This window comes from Corynebacterium sp. 2571A, assembly GCF_055700935.1.
The window spans coordinates 522,509-537,054 of record NZ_JASTTE010000002.1 but is presented as its reverse complement, the minus strand read 5'-3'; the positions used below and the strand labels follow the sequence as shown (position 1 = coordinate 537,054).

Genomic DNA, 14,546 nt, shown 5'->3' with positions numbered 1-14,546 from the left:
GCCTTCCATAGTGCCAGCAAACGGCCGCGTTAGTGAGGTGGGCCCGCGGTTTAACCCCGGGCGGAGGCATCGACGCCGAGGCGGGCGGCATCGTCAGCAGCCTGCTCGGCGCCCGGAGCCGTGCCGGCAGGGTTCATACGCTGGGAGATGACCCGGGTGATGCCGTCGCCGCGCATGGTCACGCCGTAGAGGACGTTGGCCACGTCCATCGTCGGCTTCTGGTGGGTGATCACGATGAGCTGCGAGTCGTTGCGCAGCTCCTCGAACAGCGCGATAAGCCGGCGCAGGTTGACGTCGTCGAGGGCGGCCTCGACCTCGTCCATGACGTAGAAGGGCGAGGGGCGGGCGCGGAAGATGGCGACCAGCATCGCCAGCGCGGTCAGGGACTTCTCCCCGCCGGAAAGCAAGGACAGGCGCTTGACTTTCTTCCCCGGCGGGCGGGCCTCGACCTCGATGCCGGTGGTGAGCATGGAATCCGGCTCGGTGAGCACCAAGCGGCCCTCGCCGCCCGGGAAGAGGGTGGAAAAGACCTTCGGGAATTCGGCCTCCACGTCGCGCCAGGCGTCGGTGAACAGCTGCAGAATGCGCGCGTCGACGTCCTCGATGACCCCTTCCAGGTCGCGGCGGGCCTGGATGACGTCGTCGAGCTGCGTGGACAGGTAGCGGTAGCGCTCCTCCAGCGCGCGGTACTCCTCCAGCGCCAGCGGGTTGACCTTGCCCAGCGAGTTCAGGTCCTTCTCCGCCTGCTTGAGGCGTTTCTTCTCCGCGGCCTGGTCGAACTCCGGGCCCGGGGTGTAATCGCGCAAAAGGTCGGCGATGGAGATGCCAAGCTGCTCGGTGACCTTTGCCTCCGCCTCGTCGACGCGGACCTGGGCCTGGGTCTGGGCGACCTCGGCATCGTGGGCCTGCTGGGTAAGCCTTTCGGCCTGCTGCCGGGCCGAGGAAACGGCCTGCTTGGCCGAGGCCAGCCGCGCGTTGAGCACGTTGCGCTGGTTGACCAGCTCGTCGCGGCGCTCGGTGGCGCGGTCAAGGGCGTCCGCGGCCCGGGCGCCCAGGTCCTCGGCGTGGCGCTGCACGGCGGCCGCCAGGCGGGCCTGCGCGCGGCGGCGGGCCTGGGCGTTGTCGTGGCGCTGCTTGGCCAGGCGCTCGTTTTCGGCCTGCCGGCGCAAGTTGTCCGCCTTGCCGGCTACCTGGGAGACCTTCTCCTGCGCCGAGCGCGCGGCATATTGGGCCTCCACCTGGCGGTTTTTGGCCTGCTCCAGCGCCGCCGATGCCGCGTCGCGGGCCGCGGAATCCGGCTCCTCGGTGGCCTCGTCGTCATCGACGCGGCTAAGCCGGTCGCGGGTTTGCTCTAGTTCTTCGCGCGCCTTATCGAGCTCGACATCCAGCTCGGTGGCGCGGGCGGCGGCCTTCTCGTGCTCCTTGGTGTTGGCCTCGACCTGCTGGACTAGGCGCTGGTGGTCGCGCTGCCAGGCCGCGATCTGGGCGTCGTGCTCCTGCAGGGCCGCGGTCGCCGAGGCCGCCGCGACGCGGGCCTCCTCGGCCGCCTGCTTGGCGCCCTCCAGGGTGCCGGAGAGTTCCTCGGCGGCGGTCTGCGCCGCCTCCAGGCGCTGGCGCGCCTGCGCGATCTGCGCGCTGACCTCCACGGTCGAAGACGCGCCGGTGCCGGCCTGCAGCCAGCCCTCGCCGCAGAGCACCCCGTCGGGGGTCACCGCCCGCAGGCGCGGGTCGGCGGCGACGACCTCCCGGGCGGCATCCACCGTGGGGGCTAACACGACGTCGGCGAGCAGGCGGTTCAGGCCGGCGCTGACGGCGGGGTCTACCTCGACCTCGTCGAGCAGCCAGCTGGTCCCGGCGGGCAGCTCGGCCCGCAGGCGCCAGCCGGAACTGGCCGGGGCGTCGGTGTCCACCACGGCGGTGCGGGCGGCGCCGATGAGCTTGTCCAACACGTCGCCGTCGACGTGCCCGGCCTGGGCCTCGGCAAAGGCCCCCAGCGCCGCGGCCAGGGCGGTGTCGTATTTCGTGGTGACGTGCTCGGCCAGCGGGGAAAAGGCCGCGCCGAGCTCGATGGCCGGCGGGGCGGTCTGCGCCAGGGTGTCGATCTGGGCCCGCAGCGTGTAGACCTCACGGTCGCGGTCGCGCTGATCGTCGCGCAGCTGCTCCAGGCGCTTGTCGGCGGCGTCGGATTCGCTGGCGGCGCGCACGTGGGCCTCGTCGAGCGGCTCGCGCTCGGCCTGCAGCGCGGTGAGCTTGTCGCCGACGTCGTCGGCCTCCCGGCGGGCGTTGTGCACGCGTTCCCGCGTGGACTCGCACGTGGCCTCCTGGCGGGCCAGCTCCGCCTCCGCCTGCTCCACGCGGGCGGTCTGGGATTCTTCCTGCGCGACCAGGCGCACCACGCCTTCGCGGCGGTCGGCCAGCGCGCGGACCTGGGCGCGGTGTTCCTTTTCCTCCGCGGCGTAGTCCTCCTGGCGCGCGGCGACTTCTTCCTTAGCCTCCTCGAAGGCCTCAGCGGCGGCTTCGGCGCTGGCCAGCAGCATCTCGTAGTCCTCGTCCGCCTGGCGGGCCCGAGCCTCCAATTCTTCCGGGTCCTGGCCCTGGTAGGCGGTGGCCTCGCCCGAGTTGCGAGCGCGCTCGGCGGCAATGCGCAGGGTCGCGGCGATCCGCTCACTCAGGTTGGACAGGTCGAACCAGACCTGCTGGGCCGCCTCCGCCGCGGGGGCGACCTCTTCCAACTCGGTCTCGATGTCGAGCTGGGCGCCGGTGGTCTCTTCCAGCACGGCCTGGGACGTGGCCAGGGATTCGGAAACGCGCTGGGTGGCCGCGCGGGCATCGTCGAGTTGGCCGCGCAGGGAGACGATCCGGGCGCCGGCCAGCCCCAGGCGGGCGTCGCGCAGGTCCGCCTGGACGGTCGCGGCGCGCTGGGCGGCCTCGGCCTGGCGGGCCAGGGGCTTGAGCTGCTTGCCCAGCTCCTCGGTCAGGTCGGTCAGCCGGTCCAGGTTGGCCTGCATGCCGTTGAGCTTGCGCTGGGCCTTCTCGCGGCGGCGCCGGTGTTTCAAGACGCCGGCCGCTTCCTCAATATAGGAACGCCGCTCCTCCGGCCGGGACTCGAGGATCTCCGCGAGCTTGCCCTGGCCGACGATGATATGCATCTCGCGGCCGATACCGGAGTCCGAGAGCAACTCCTGGATGTCCATGAGCCGCGCCTTGGAACCATTAATTTCATACTCGCTGGCGCCGTCGCGGAACATGCGGCGGGTCACGGAGACCTCGCGGTAGTCGATGGGCAGCGCCCCGTCGGCGTTGTCGATGGTCAGGGTAACCTCGGCGCGGCCGAGCGGCTTTTTGTCGCCGGCGCCGGCGAAGATGACGTCCTGCATCTTGCCGCCGCGCAGCGTCTTGGCGCTGCCCTCCCCCATCACCCACGCGAGGGCGTCGACCACGTTGGATTTACCCGAGCCGTTCGGGCCCACCACCGCGCAGATCCCCGGCTCGAATTTGAGCGTCGTCGCCGAGGCAAAGGACTTAAAGCCTTTGAGCGTGAGTGATTTCAGGTGCATTGGACAAAGTCTAACAACTTATCCCGCCCCGGCCGCGCACCAGACGCGGCTAACCACGGCGGATGACACCGTTTGGGTATAAGCGCAACCCATACCAAACGGTGTTAACATATCAGGTAAAATTTTGCTGAACTAAGTTAAATTTTCCCGTGAATATGCTCTAGGATTAACTGTTGAACCTTAGTTCAACTTCCCCGGTTGAACCCTACCCAAGAAAGCTGAGTTGAAAACAAGGTGACCACTCCTCAGGCCCGGGCCTTGCGCGCTCACAACGAGCGCAGTAAGCAAGAAACCCGCCGGGCAGTTTTCCAGGCCGTCAAAGTCCTCGCTAAGGACAAGCTCTTTGCCGATATCACGGCCTCCGAGATCATCCGGACCGCGAAGATCTCGCGGTCCTCGTTCTACCGTCACTTCCCCACCAAAGACTCAGTAGTGGAACAGTTCATCCACCGCGTCTTCGACGAAATCGGCACCACCCCCTCAGCGCGCGATTCCCTGCGCAGCTACTGGGCCGCGGTGCTGGACAAGACCTGGCACTACCGCGAGGAGCTGACCCTGGCCATCTCCGCCGGCGCGCACTACCGCATCCTAGAAGAGCTCAACAAGAACCTCACGGAATTCGACGACACCATCGCCGGCGTGACCTGGAACGGGCTCCTGTTCAACATCATCATGTGTTGGGCGGATAACGATTTCTCCATGCCCAAAGAGGAGCTTTTGGAGCGCGCCGTCGAGGTCACCCGCTCCCTACCCGAGCCGCCTAACCTGGTCTCCACCACGATCCGCCCACCGCGCTAGCAGCCGTTGACAGCCGTTGACAGCCGTTGACAGCAGCTAAGGCGCTGGGCTTTTAGCGCTCGATAAATCCTTCCTCGCCCCGCGGGTCGGAATACTGTTCCACGACAGTATCCACCCGGCCGGGGCGAGACGTCGTTGTGGGCTCTTCCCGCAGCAGCTCGAGCAGCCGCGCGCAGCCTTCTTCCGTCCCTTCCGCCACGACCTGCACGCGCCCGTCCCGCAGGTTGGTCGCGTGCCCGGACAGCCCGAGCTCCAGCGCCCGCGAGCGGGTCCACCACCGAAACCCCACCCCTTGGACGTGGCCGTGGACGAAGGCGGTCATGCGCTTGGTCATTTGTGCTGTCACCTATTTCCTGTTGCGTGCGGCGGGCTAGGACTTGTCCGGGGCGGCATCGTCGCGCAGGATCTGGCGATCCTCGACGCTGCGCCGGGTGACCGGATCGCTGCCGTCCCAGCACTCGACGTGCTTGACCTCGGGCAGCATGTCCCGGTGGAAGACCGGGTCCACGCCCTTGCGGCGCTGCTCGTTGTAGTTCTTGAGCAGCTTGATGGCCACGCCGCTCAGCGGCACGATGGCGATGATGTTGAGCACGACCATGGTCCCGGCGCCGGTATCTGCCAGCGAGAAGACCAGCGGCAGCGTGCCCACCGCGCCGAACCAGACGAAGAAGAGGACGACCAGGCGGAAGACCACCAGCACGACCTTGGACCGCGACAGGTACTCGACGTTGGCCTCGGCCAAGTAGTAGTTGCCCAGGATGGAGGAAAACGCCAGGAAGAACAGGATGAAGGTCACGAAGTGGATGCCCCAGTCGCCCACCTCGGACGACAGCGCGGTCTGCGTCAGGGACACGCCCTCGGCCTCCTCGCCGTAGTTGATCTCGGAGCCCAGCAGGATGATGAAGGCGGTGATGGTACACACGACCAGGGTGTCGAAGTACACGCCCAGGGTCTGCACCAGGCCCTGCTTGACCGGGTGGGAGACGGTGGCGGTCGCCGCGGCGTTCGGGGCCGAGCCCTCGCCCGCCTCGTTGGAGAACAGGCCGCGCTGGATGCCCTGCATCATGGCAGTACCCAGGGCGGCGCCGGCGATCTCTCTGAAGCCGAGCGCGTGGCCGATGATGGCCTCGAGCATGGCCGGGACGGCGTCCAGGTTGGTCACCACCACGAACAGGCCCACAATCAGGTAGGCGCCGGCCATGAACGGCACGATGAGCTGGGTCATGTTGGCAATGCGCTGGACGCCGCCAAAGATGATGAGGCCGGAAATCGCCGCGATGACAACGCCCACGATGGCCTTGAAGGCGAAGCTGTCGTTGCCCATCGAGGTCGACAGGGAATCCGCGATGGCGTTGGTCTGGAAGGCGTTGTAGACAAAGCCGAAGGTAAAGGCGATGGCGATGGAGAAGATTACGCCCAGCGGGCCCCAGCCCAGGCCGCGCTTCATGTAGTAGGCCGGGCCGCCGCGATAGGCGTCGCCGTCGCGGACCTTCCACAGCTGGGCCAGCGTGGACTCGATAAAGGCGGTCGCGCCGCCCAGAATGGCGATGATCCACATCCAGAACACCGAGCCCGGACCGCCCAGGGAGATGGCCACGGCTACGCCCGCGATGTTGCCGGTGCCCACGCGGGAGGCGGCCGAGATGGTAAACGCCTTGAAGGCGGAGATGCCGCCGTAGTCCTCGTCCTCATCGCGGCCGGTGCCGTTGGGCCGCTCGACGACGGCCTTGAACATGTCGGGTACCATGCGGATCTGGACCAGAACCGTGCGAATGCCGAAGAAGATGCCCGCGCCGATCAGCAGCCACGGCACCACCCAGGTCCACAGAAAATCGTTGCCTGTGCCAACGATGTTTTCAAGAAAAGTCATGTAAATAACATAGCCTAGATCACCCGGTGGGAGATCACTCGAAGGTCTGACACTGGGGGCAGTAGTGCGTCGAGCGCCCGCCGAGGACCCGCCGCTGCAGGAGGCTGCCGCACCGCCGGCACGGCAATCCCGCCCGCCCGTAGGCGTTAAGATCGCGGGAAAAATACCCGGACTCACCGTTGACATTGACGTAGAGGGAATCGAAGCTCGTCCCGCCGGCCGCCAGCGCGGTGCGCATAACCGCCGCGGCAGACTCGATGACCTCGCGGGCGCGGTACTGGCGCAGGGCGCTCGCCCGCTTTCGGGGGTCGAGGCCGGCCAGCCACAGGGCCTCGTCGGCGTAGATATTGCCGATCCCGGACACGACCGTCTGGTCCAGCAGGACCGTTTTGATGGGGACCTTCTTCGCCGTGATCCGGCGCGCGGCGGCCGCGATATCGAAGTTCGGGTCGAGCGGATCGCGGGCGATGTGCGCGATGGTTGCCAGCGGCCCGAAGTGCCAGCGGCCGAAGGTGCGCTGGTCGATGAAATCCAGCTCTACTCCGCCGGACAGCCGCGTGCGGATGCGCACGTGGGCGGAGTCGTTGTGTCCCACCCGCAGCTGCCCCGACATGCCCAAGTGGATGAAAACCACGTTGCGGGCGGGGTCCGCGGCGGGCTCGTCGGCCAGCTCTAGCCACATGTACTTGCCGCGGCGGGCCACCGCGCGCACGCGGGCGCCCACGATGAGCTCGCCGAGCGGCGCGTCCTGGCCGCGCGTGGCGCGCGGGTGGAGCACCTCGACGGCCTCGAAGGTGCGCCCGATCACGTAGGGCTCTAGCCCGCGGCGGACGACCTCAACTTCTGGTAATTCCGGCACAGTGTTTCAGGGTCTTCGGGTTCGCGGTATTAGTCCGACCCCGCGTCCGGGTGCGCGGTACCGGCGACCAGCCGCGGGGACTCGCGCAGCTTGTCGCAGGCCAGGTGCGCGGCCTGCTGCTCCGCCAGCTTCTTGTTGTGGCCTTCGCCGCGGCCGAATTCCTGGCCGTTGACCAGGGCGACGGCGGTGAAGGTCTGATCGTGCTCGGGGCCGGTGGAGCTGGCCTCGTAGACGGGCATCGGCGCGTGCAGCTCCGCGCACAGCTCCTGCAGGGTGGTCTTCCAGTCGAGGTGGCGGCCGGCGACGGTGGCGGTATCAATCTTGTGCCTAAACAGGCGCAGCACCACCCGGCGGGCGGTCGCGAAGCCGAACTGGCGGTAGATGGCGCCCAGCAGCGCCTCCGTGGTATCCGCCAGGATCGACTCCTTGTTCGCCCCGCCGGAGGACTGCTCGCCCTTGCCCAGCAGGATAAAGGCGCCCAGGCCGATCTCCCGGGCGATGTCCGCCAGGCCGTAGCGCGAGACGATGGAGGCGCGCATCTTGGAGATATCAGACTCGGGCCGGGACGGGTACTGCTCGTAGAGCTCCGCGGCCACGGATAGGCCCAGCACGGCATCGCCCAGGAACTCCAGGCGCTCGTTGTTGGGCAGGTGGCCGTTCTCGTTGGCGAACGAGCGGTGCGTCAGCGCCAGGCGCAGGTGCTCATCGTCCAGGTTGACCTGGAGCTTCTCACGCAGGGGCTCGTGATCCACCGCGTCGTAGGCGGCCGCCCAGGCGGCCAGCGGGTCTAGCTTTGCTTTCTTGCTCACAGGAACTTCTCCAGTCCGGCCCACCGCGGGTCCACTGCCTCGTCGTCTGGGTCCTTCTCACCGGATACCCCGGCGGTCACGCCCTTGGGCGTTTGGATATCGCAGCCATTCTCACAGACCGGGGCAAAAGGCAGGCTCAGGCCAACCTCGTCGATGAGCGGCTGCAGCAGATCCACTTCGTCGCCTTCGACCTGGCCGATCTCGTCGCCGGAGCCCTGCTCCTCCTCGGACTCCGGGTCGCCGGTGATGAAATCCTCGTCGGCGGCATACACCTGGCTGACGTGGATGTCCAGCGGCGGGTTCAGTGGGCTTAAGCACCGGGAGCACTCGCCGTGCAGGAGGCCGCGCACGTCGGCATCGACAAGCACGCCCCCGCCCAGCGGGGTCAGGGTGGCGTCCACGGTAAGCTCCTCGCCCTCCGGCACGGCGAGCATTTCGCCGCCGATGCGCGCTGGGGCGGGACCCGTCTGGCTGCGCTGGGTCGGCAGGCCCTCGGCGGACGCCCCCAGCAGCGAAGCAACGTTGAATTTCAGTGGTGAAGTCATATCACCGGATATCCTACCCCGCCGGTCAACACCGCGGCGCGCTGCCCAGACCCACAGCTGGCGCACGACTTTCCCGGCTAATCTGTCAGCCCCCTGAGCACGCGGTCATAATGCTTTAGGTAGGCGGGTTTTCCCTTTAACCGCGCCGGCAGGCTTCCTAGACTGGTTGACCATGAACATATCCATGTTGGCGGGCCTGCGCGAGGTGGCGTGGTCTTTCCCCCTCGCGGTCGTCGCCCCGACAGTCTGCCTGGGCGTGGTGGGCTGCCTTGTCCGCCGGCTACGCGGCCCGCACCCGGCGGGGCTCACCGGTGCCACCGGCTCCCGCCTGCGCCGGGTCTGCCGCAGTGCGCTGCTGACCGGCATGCTCGTCGGCGCCCTGCTGTTTGTACCGGTCCCCTTCGAAATCACCGTCATGCTGGGCGCGGCCTGCATGGCGGTCTGCGCCGCCCAACTGACCTGGAGCGCGAAGGAACCACTCAGTGCCGCGTTTTGTTCCGTGGGCGCGCTGACCACCGGGATCGGACTGGTCCATGCCTCCGTCTACGCGCTGGGGCTGCTCACGGGTCACGTCACCAGCGGCGGGGAGGGCGATCTGCTGACGTCCTTCCTCTTGCTGTGGCCGCTGTGCGCGCTGCCCGGGCTCATCTTCGCCCTGATCGCGGCCATCCTCAACATCAAGTCCGCGCCGACTGAGCCGGTACCCTCCCAGCGCACGCCGGCGTATTTCTAGTTACCGCGCCCGCCACTGCCCCAGCGCCCGCTGCTCCTCTAGCGGGCGCTGTCGCCGGCGCTAGCGGGCCGAGCTAGCCGCGGTTGTCGTAACCGCCGTCGTAGCCGTCGTAGCCGTCGTAGGAGTCCTGGCCGTAGCCGTTGTAACCGCGGGAATAATCGCTGCCACCTGCCCGGCCGGCGGCGCCGGCACCGCGGCGCAGGGCGGAACGATCCGAGGAGATGGTGCGCAGCACGGAGTTGAGGGTTTCTTCGAACTCGCCGAGCTTGTTGTCCACGAACTCGTCGCACTCGGTGCGCAGGCGGTGGGACTCAGAGTGGGCAGTGTCCACGATCCGGTGGGCCTCCTCGTTCGCCCGGCGCGCTACCTCCGACTCGGAGACCAGGCGGTCCTGCTCTTCCTGGCCGGCGGCGACTGCGCGCTCGTAGGACTCCTGCCCCTGGGCGACGGCGCGCTCGGCGTCGGCGCGGGCCTTTTCCACGGTGGAGTCGGCCTCGTTCTGCGCGCGCTCGACCAGGCCGTTGGCGTGGGCCTGGGCGTCGGCGACCATGGATTCGGAATCGGCCTGCGCGCGGGCGATGATGTCATCGGCCTGCGCGTTGGCCTCCGCCACGGTGTGTTCGGCGCGTTCCTCCGCGCCGCGGATAATCTCGTCCTGCTTATCCAACACGTCCTGCGCGTCGTCGATCTCGACGGGCAGGGCGTTGCGCAGATCGTCCAGCAGGGCGAGCATCTCGTTGCGGGGGACCATGCAATTCGAGGTCATGGGAACGCCCCGGGCTTGCTCCAGGTTCTGTACTAGTTCATCAAGGCTTTCGAATACGCGGTACATGGTGACCAGCCTAGCCAGCGCGAGCGGCTACAACGGCTTCCCACACTGGAAAAGGGCGGAAATTCTCAAGTTTAACTTGAGACTATTTCCGCCCCGTGCCGCAAACGCTTAAGCGCCCGCGGTATGCCCGCGCGGGCTGCGCCGGTTTTAGATGACGCCTTGGGCCAGCATGGCGTCGGCAACCTTCTTGAAACCGGCGATGTTCGCGCCGGCGACGTAGTCGCCCTCGCGGTCGTATTCCGCGGCGGTCTTGTCGATGTTGGTGAAAATATTCGACATGATCTGGCGCAGGCGTTCGTCGGTGTAGTCGAAGGACCAGGAGTCCCGGGAGGCGTTCTGCTGCATCTCCAGCGCGGAGGTGGCCACGCCGCCAGCGTTGGCGGCCTTGCCCGGCACGAAGTTGACGTGGGAATCCTGGAAGGCGTGCACGGCCTCCGGGGTGCACGGCATGTTCGCACCCTCGGCCACGTACTTCACGCCGTTGTCAATGAGCTGGCGGGCGGCGTCGCCGTCCAGCTCGTTCTGGGTCGCGCACGGCAGGGCCACGTCCGCGGCCACCGACCAAATGCCGACACCCTCGTGGTATTCGACGTTGCCGCCGGCCTCCTCGGCGTAGGTGGAGATGCGCTGGCGGCGGTTTTCCTTGACGTCCTTGAGCAGGTCGATGTCCACGCCGTCCGGGGTGGTGACGTAGCCGGCGGAGTCCGACATGGCGACCACGGTCGCGCCGAGTTCCTGGGCCTTGGCGGCGGCATAGATGGCCACGTTGCCACTGCCGGAGACAATCACGCGGGCGCCGGAGAGGTCCTCGCCGTGGGACTGGACCATCTGCTCGGTGATGTAGACGGTGCCGTAGCCGGTGGCCTCGGTGCGCACCAGGGAGCCGCCCCAGCTGAGCCCCTTGCCGGTCAGGACGCCGGACTCGTGCTGGTTGGACAGGCGGCGGTACTGGCCGAACAGGTAGCCGATCTCGCGGCCGCCGACTCCGATGTCACCGGCCGGCACGTCGCGGTACTCGCCGATGTGGCGGTGCAGCTCCGTCATGAAGGACTGGCAAAAGCGCATGACTTCCTGGTCGGTCTTGCCCTTCGGGTCGAAGTCCGAGCCGCCCTTGCCGCCGCCGATGGGCAGGCCGGTCAGGGAGTTTTTGAAGATCTGCTCGAAGCCCAGGAACTTGATGATGCCCAGGTTGACCGACGGGTGGAAGCGCAGACCGCCCTTGTACGGCCCCAGTGCCGAGTTGAACTGCACGCGGAAGCCGCGGTTGACGCGGATATTGCCTTCGGCGTCCGTCCACGGCACGCGGAAGATGAGCTGGCGCTCCGGCTCGCAGAGCCGCTCGACCAGGCCGTAATCCGCGTAGTGGGGATCCTTTTCCAGCACGATCTTCAGCGAGTCCAGGACCTCGGAAAGCGCCTGGTGGAACTCCGGCTCGCCCGCGTTCCTCTTCAGCAGCTTGTTGTAGTAATCGGAAATCTGGAGGTCTACGGACATCTCTTCTCCTGTGCTCGGAAGTAACTAATTGGCTTGGGCCAGCCCCTAAAACGCGGGAACTTGCCTAGTGACAGTTTCCTTGGGCGGGCCCGCTTTCGCAACCACTTTTTAGCCAGCACGGAAGAACCCAACCTCCCTACCTGCATTTTTGCGCATTATCTTTTCTGTCACTTTACCGAAATTGAGGGGTAAAATCGCCCGCCGCACGGTGGTCCGCAGGTAGCGGGAGGTGCGTGCCATATAATTGCGCCCATGCATATCGTCGTCGCCCCAGACTCCTTCAAAGGTACTGCTAGCTCGAGCCTGGCCGCCGCCGGCCTGGCCTCCGGCATCCGCCAGGAGCTGCCCGAGGCCACGGTGGTGACCTGTCCCCTAGCCGACGGCGGCGAAGGCACCGCGCACACGCTCGCCACGGCAGCCAGCCTGGCGGGCCGGCAGCTCGAGCGCGTGCGCATCCCCTCGGTGGACGCGTTGGGCCGCCTCACGGAAGCCGAATACTACCTCGACCCGGAAACCGCCACCGCCTATATCGACGTCGCCGCCGCCACCGGCCTGCCCGCAGTCGCCGATAGCCCGGATCCCCTCCGCGCGGATTCCTTCGGCACCGGCGCCCTCATCGCCGACGCCGAGACCCGCGGCGCCAAGTCCATCGTGCTGGGCCTGGGTGGCAGCGCGACCGTCGACGGCGGCATCGGCATCCTGTGCGCTCTGGGTGCCGCGCCCCACGATGCCCGCGGGCTCGCCCTGGCCCAAGGCCCGGCCGAGCTGGTGCGCCTGGGCGATATCGACACCGCGCAGCTGAACTACAAGGCCGGGATGCTGGACTACACCCTGCTGGCGGACACCCGCTGCACCCCGCGGGAGGCACCGGCCATGTACGGCCCGCAAAAGGGCGCTAACCGCGAGCAGGTCGCCCTGCTGACCGGCGCGCTGCTTAACCTGTGCGAATTCACCGAGCACGACCCCGCCGCCGAGTATTTCGGAGCGGCCGGGGCGATCCCGGTGGGCCTTAGCTGGATGTCGCGCATCTTGTGGGGCAACGACGAACACGTGCGCGTTCTCAGCGGCGCCGAGTACGTCGCCGACGCGCTCGACCTCGACCGCCGCCTGGCCGAGGCGGACGTCGTGGTCACCGGCGAGGGGCGCTTCGACGCCCAGTCGCTGACCGGCAAGGCCGTGGGCACCGTCGCCGACCGCGCGGCAGCCTCCCCCAACGCACCGCGCGTGGCCATCGCGGCCGGCCAATTCGCTGACGATGCCGAGCTGCCCGCCGGCAGCTTTCACGCCGCGCTGCCAGCCGGCGGCGAGATGCCCGAACGCCTGCGCGCGGCCGGCCAGGCCCTGGCCCGCCAGATCCAGGAAAAGCTAGGGTCTTAGCGCTGGATATCCACGGTCCACGGGAAGATGGCCGGGCGCTCGTGGGCGGTCTCATCCTCGAGTAGGACGTGGTCCTTGGGCAACGCCGCATGCGGGGTGAGCAAGCGCGCGAGCACCATGGTCAGCTGGTTGAGGGAACCGGTAGCCCCCTCCACGGCTAGGGCGTAGCGGCGGACCTGAGCATGCTCGAGGTCGCGGTCTTCGTGTTCGTCGCGGTAGGTCTGGCGCAGCTGTTCTTCTACCCCCTCCGCCAGGCGCGGAGTATCATGACGCTTTACACTCGCCTGGGCCAGCTGCCCGTTGTCGACTAGCCGATCCAGGGCTTCGCGGAAGACTTCTTCCACGCGGTCGGCTTGGTGGTCGGGGACGAGGACATCGAACTGAATAAGTGGCATGCAGGTAACCCTACCCAAACTATCGGAGTGAAATCTATGGCTTCCCCCACAAAGAATCCGGAATTCGTCCGCGAGCACGGCGTCGACCTGTCCTGGCAGGAGGATTTTTATCAGGATCTCCACCGCCACCCGGAGCTCTCCCACGAGGAGGAACGCACCGCGGCCCAGATCCGCGCCCGGCTAGCCGGCCTGGACTGCGAGGTAGTCGACGGCATCGGCGGCTTCGGGATGGTTGCCATCTTCCGCAACGACGCCACCGAGGCCACCCCCACGGCCCTGATGCGCGCCGACTTCGACGCCCTGCCGGTGCGGGAGGCCACCGGCGCGGACTACGCGTCCACCAACGGCGCCATGCACGCCTGCGGCCACGACATGCACGCCACCGCCCTGCTGGGCGTGTGCGAGGTCCTCGACGCCCGGCGCGACGCCTGGGCCGGGACCTTCCTGGCGCTGTTCCAGCCGGCCGAGGAGTCCTCCATGGGGGCGAAATACATGCTGGCCGACGGGCTGACCGACCGCGTGCCCAAGCCGGACGTCTGCTTCGGCCAGCACATCATGCCCGGGCCGGCCGGCACGGTGCAAAGCACGCCCGGGCCCATCATGGCCGGCTGCGACAGCCTGCGCATCCGCGTCTTCGGCCGCTCCGCCCACGCCTCCATGCCACACAACTCCATCGACCCGACCTTCCTGGCGGCGATGATCGTGGTGCGGCTGCAGGGCATCGTCGGCCGCGAGGTCGCCCCGCACGAGTTCTTTGTCATCTCCGTCGGCGAGCTGCACTCCGGGGATAAGAACAACATCATCCCGGCCTCCGCCGAGCTGGTCCTCAACACCCGCTACTACGACCCGCAGGTGGCCGAGCGCGTCTACGCCAGCCTGGAGCGCGTCGTGCGCGCCGAATGCTGGGCCTCCGGCAGCCCGCAGGACCCGAGCTTCGAGTACTACGCCCACGGCGAGGTCACCGACAACGACGCAGGCGTCGATGCCGCCCTGCGCCCGGCCTTCGATGCCGTCTTCGGCGAGCAGTCCGTGACCACCACGGGCAGCACCGCCTCCGAGGACTTCTGCTATCTCCCGCAGGCCTGGGGCGTGCCCTATTATTTCTGGCACGTCGGCTGCACCCCGGCCGCGCAGCTGGATAACCCGCCGGTCAACCACCAGGCCGACTTCCTGCCCGACTACGCCCCGACCGTAGCCGCTGCCACCCAGGCGGGTCTTACCGCGGTGCTTGCCTATCTGGGCCGCTAAGGCGCCGCGCGCGAAGTCAGGCGGGCCAG

General features: G+C 67.7%; 13 protein-coding genes. 4 read left to right on the top strand and 9 right to left on the bottom strand.

The annotated features are described in order from the left end of the window. Positions 1-50: 50 nt before the first annotated feature. On the bottom strand, positions 51-3,557 hold the full coding sequence (gene smc, locus QQS53_RS05920; RefSeq protein WP_472774962.1) for a chromosome segregation protein SMC: 3,507 nt from the start codon (positions 3,555-3,557) through the stop codon (positions 51-53). 234 nt (positions 3,558-3,791) lie between these two features. Here smc and QQS53_RS05915 point away from each other — a divergent pair, with 234 nt between their 5' ends. Next, the gene (locus QQS53_RS05915; protein WP_472774961.1) at positions 3,792-4,355 is read left to right on the top strand and encodes a TetR/AcrR family transcriptional regulator; all 564 of its coding nucleotides are present in this window, start codon (positions 3,792-3,794) and stop codon (positions 4,353-4,355) included. Between the two features lie 52 nt (positions 4,356-4,407). On the opposite strand, the gene QQS53_RS05910 is transcribed toward QQS53_RS05915, so the two are convergent. Genes QQS53_RS05910 through QQS53_RS05890 form a run of 5 tightly spaced genes read right to left on the bottom strand, consistent with a single transcriptional unit; the run spans position 4,408 to position 8,438 of the window. After that, the gene (locus QQS53_RS05910; protein WP_472774960.1) at positions 4,408-4,689 is read right to left on the bottom strand and encodes an acylphosphatase; all 282 of its coding nucleotides are present in this window, start codon (positions 4,687-4,689) and stop codon (positions 4,408-4,410) included. Positions 4,690-4,725: 36 nt separating this feature from the next. After that, a complete protein-coding gene (locus QQS53_RS05905; RefSeq protein ID WP_472774959.1) occupies positions 4,726-6,225 on the bottom strand; it encodes an alanine/glycine:cation symporter family protein in 1,500 nt (499 codons plus the stop codon). A 34-nt stretch (positions 6,226-6,259) separates the two neighbouring features. Further along, a complete protein-coding gene (gene mutM, locus QQS53_RS05900) occupies positions 6,260-7,084 on the bottom strand; it encodes a bifunctional DNA-formamidopyrimidine glycosylase/DNA-(apurinic or apyrimidinic site) lyase (RefSeq protein WP_472774958.1) in 825 nt (274 codons plus the stop codon). A 29-nt stretch (positions 7,085-7,113) separates the two neighbouring features. After that, positions 7,114-7,893: a ribonuclease III gene (rnc, locus tag QQS53_RS05895; RefSeq protein WP_472774957.1), complete on the bottom strand. Its 780-nt coding sequence runs from the start codon at positions 7,891-7,893 to the stop codon at positions 7,114-7,116. Further along, positions 7,890-8,438 (bottom strand): YceD family protein, encoded by a 549-nt coding sequence (locus QQS53_RS05890; protein WP_472774956.1) that lies wholly within the window; start codon positions 8,436-8,438, stop codon positions 7,890-7,892. Before QQS53_RS05890 ends, rnc begins: the two co-directional genes overlap by 4 nt. Positions 8,439-8,610: 172 nt before the next feature. Here QQS53_RS05890 and QQS53_RS05885 point away from each other — a divergent pair, with 172 nt between their 5' ends. Then, a complete protein-coding gene (locus QQS53_RS05885) occupies positions 8,611-9,171 on the top strand; it encodes a hypothetical protein (protein WP_472774955.1) in 561 nt (186 codons plus the stop codon). 73 nt (positions 9,172-9,244) lie between these two features. On the opposite strand, the gene QQS53_RS05880 is transcribed toward QQS53_RS05885, so the two are convergent. Both QQS53_RS05880 and gdhA read right to left on the bottom strand, forming a co-directional pair. Continuing rightward, a complete protein-coding gene (locus QQS53_RS05880) occupies positions 9,245-10,003 on the bottom strand; it encodes a DivIVA domain-containing protein (RefSeq protein WP_472774954.1) in 759 nt (252 codons plus the stop codon). Between the two features lie 147 nt (positions 10,004-10,150). After that, positions 10,151-11,497 (bottom strand): NADP-specific glutamate dehydrogenase, encoded by a 1,347-nt coding sequence (gdhA, locus tag QQS53_RS05875; protein ID WP_472774953.1) that lies wholly within the window; start codon positions 11,495-11,497, stop codon positions 10,151-10,153. 252 nt (positions 11,498-11,749) lie between these two features. Between gdhA and QQS53_RS05870 the strand changes: the two genes are divergently transcribed. Beyond that, on the top strand, positions 11,750-12,874 hold the full coding sequence (locus tag QQS53_RS05870; RefSeq protein WP_472774952.1) for a glycerate kinase: 1,125 nt from the start codon (positions 11,750-11,752) through the stop codon (positions 12,872-12,874). Here QQS53_RS05870 and QQS53_RS05865 read toward each other — a convergent pair. Beyond that, a complete protein-coding gene (locus QQS53_RS05865) occupies positions 12,871-13,269 on the bottom strand; it encodes a hypothetical protein (protein WP_472774951.1) in 399 nt (132 codons plus the stop codon). The genes QQS53_RS05870 and QQS53_RS05865 overlap by 4 nt on opposite strands. Positions 13,270-13,305: 36 nt before the next feature. Here QQS53_RS05865 and QQS53_RS05860 point away from each other — a divergent pair, with 36 nt between their 5' ends. Continuing rightward, the gene (locus QQS53_RS05860; protein WP_472774950.1) at positions 13,306-14,517 is read left to right on the top strand and encodes an amidohydrolase; all 1,212 of its coding nucleotides are present in this window, start codon (positions 13,306-13,308) and stop codon (positions 14,515-14,517) included. Positions 14,518-14,546: the final 29 nt, after the last annotated feature.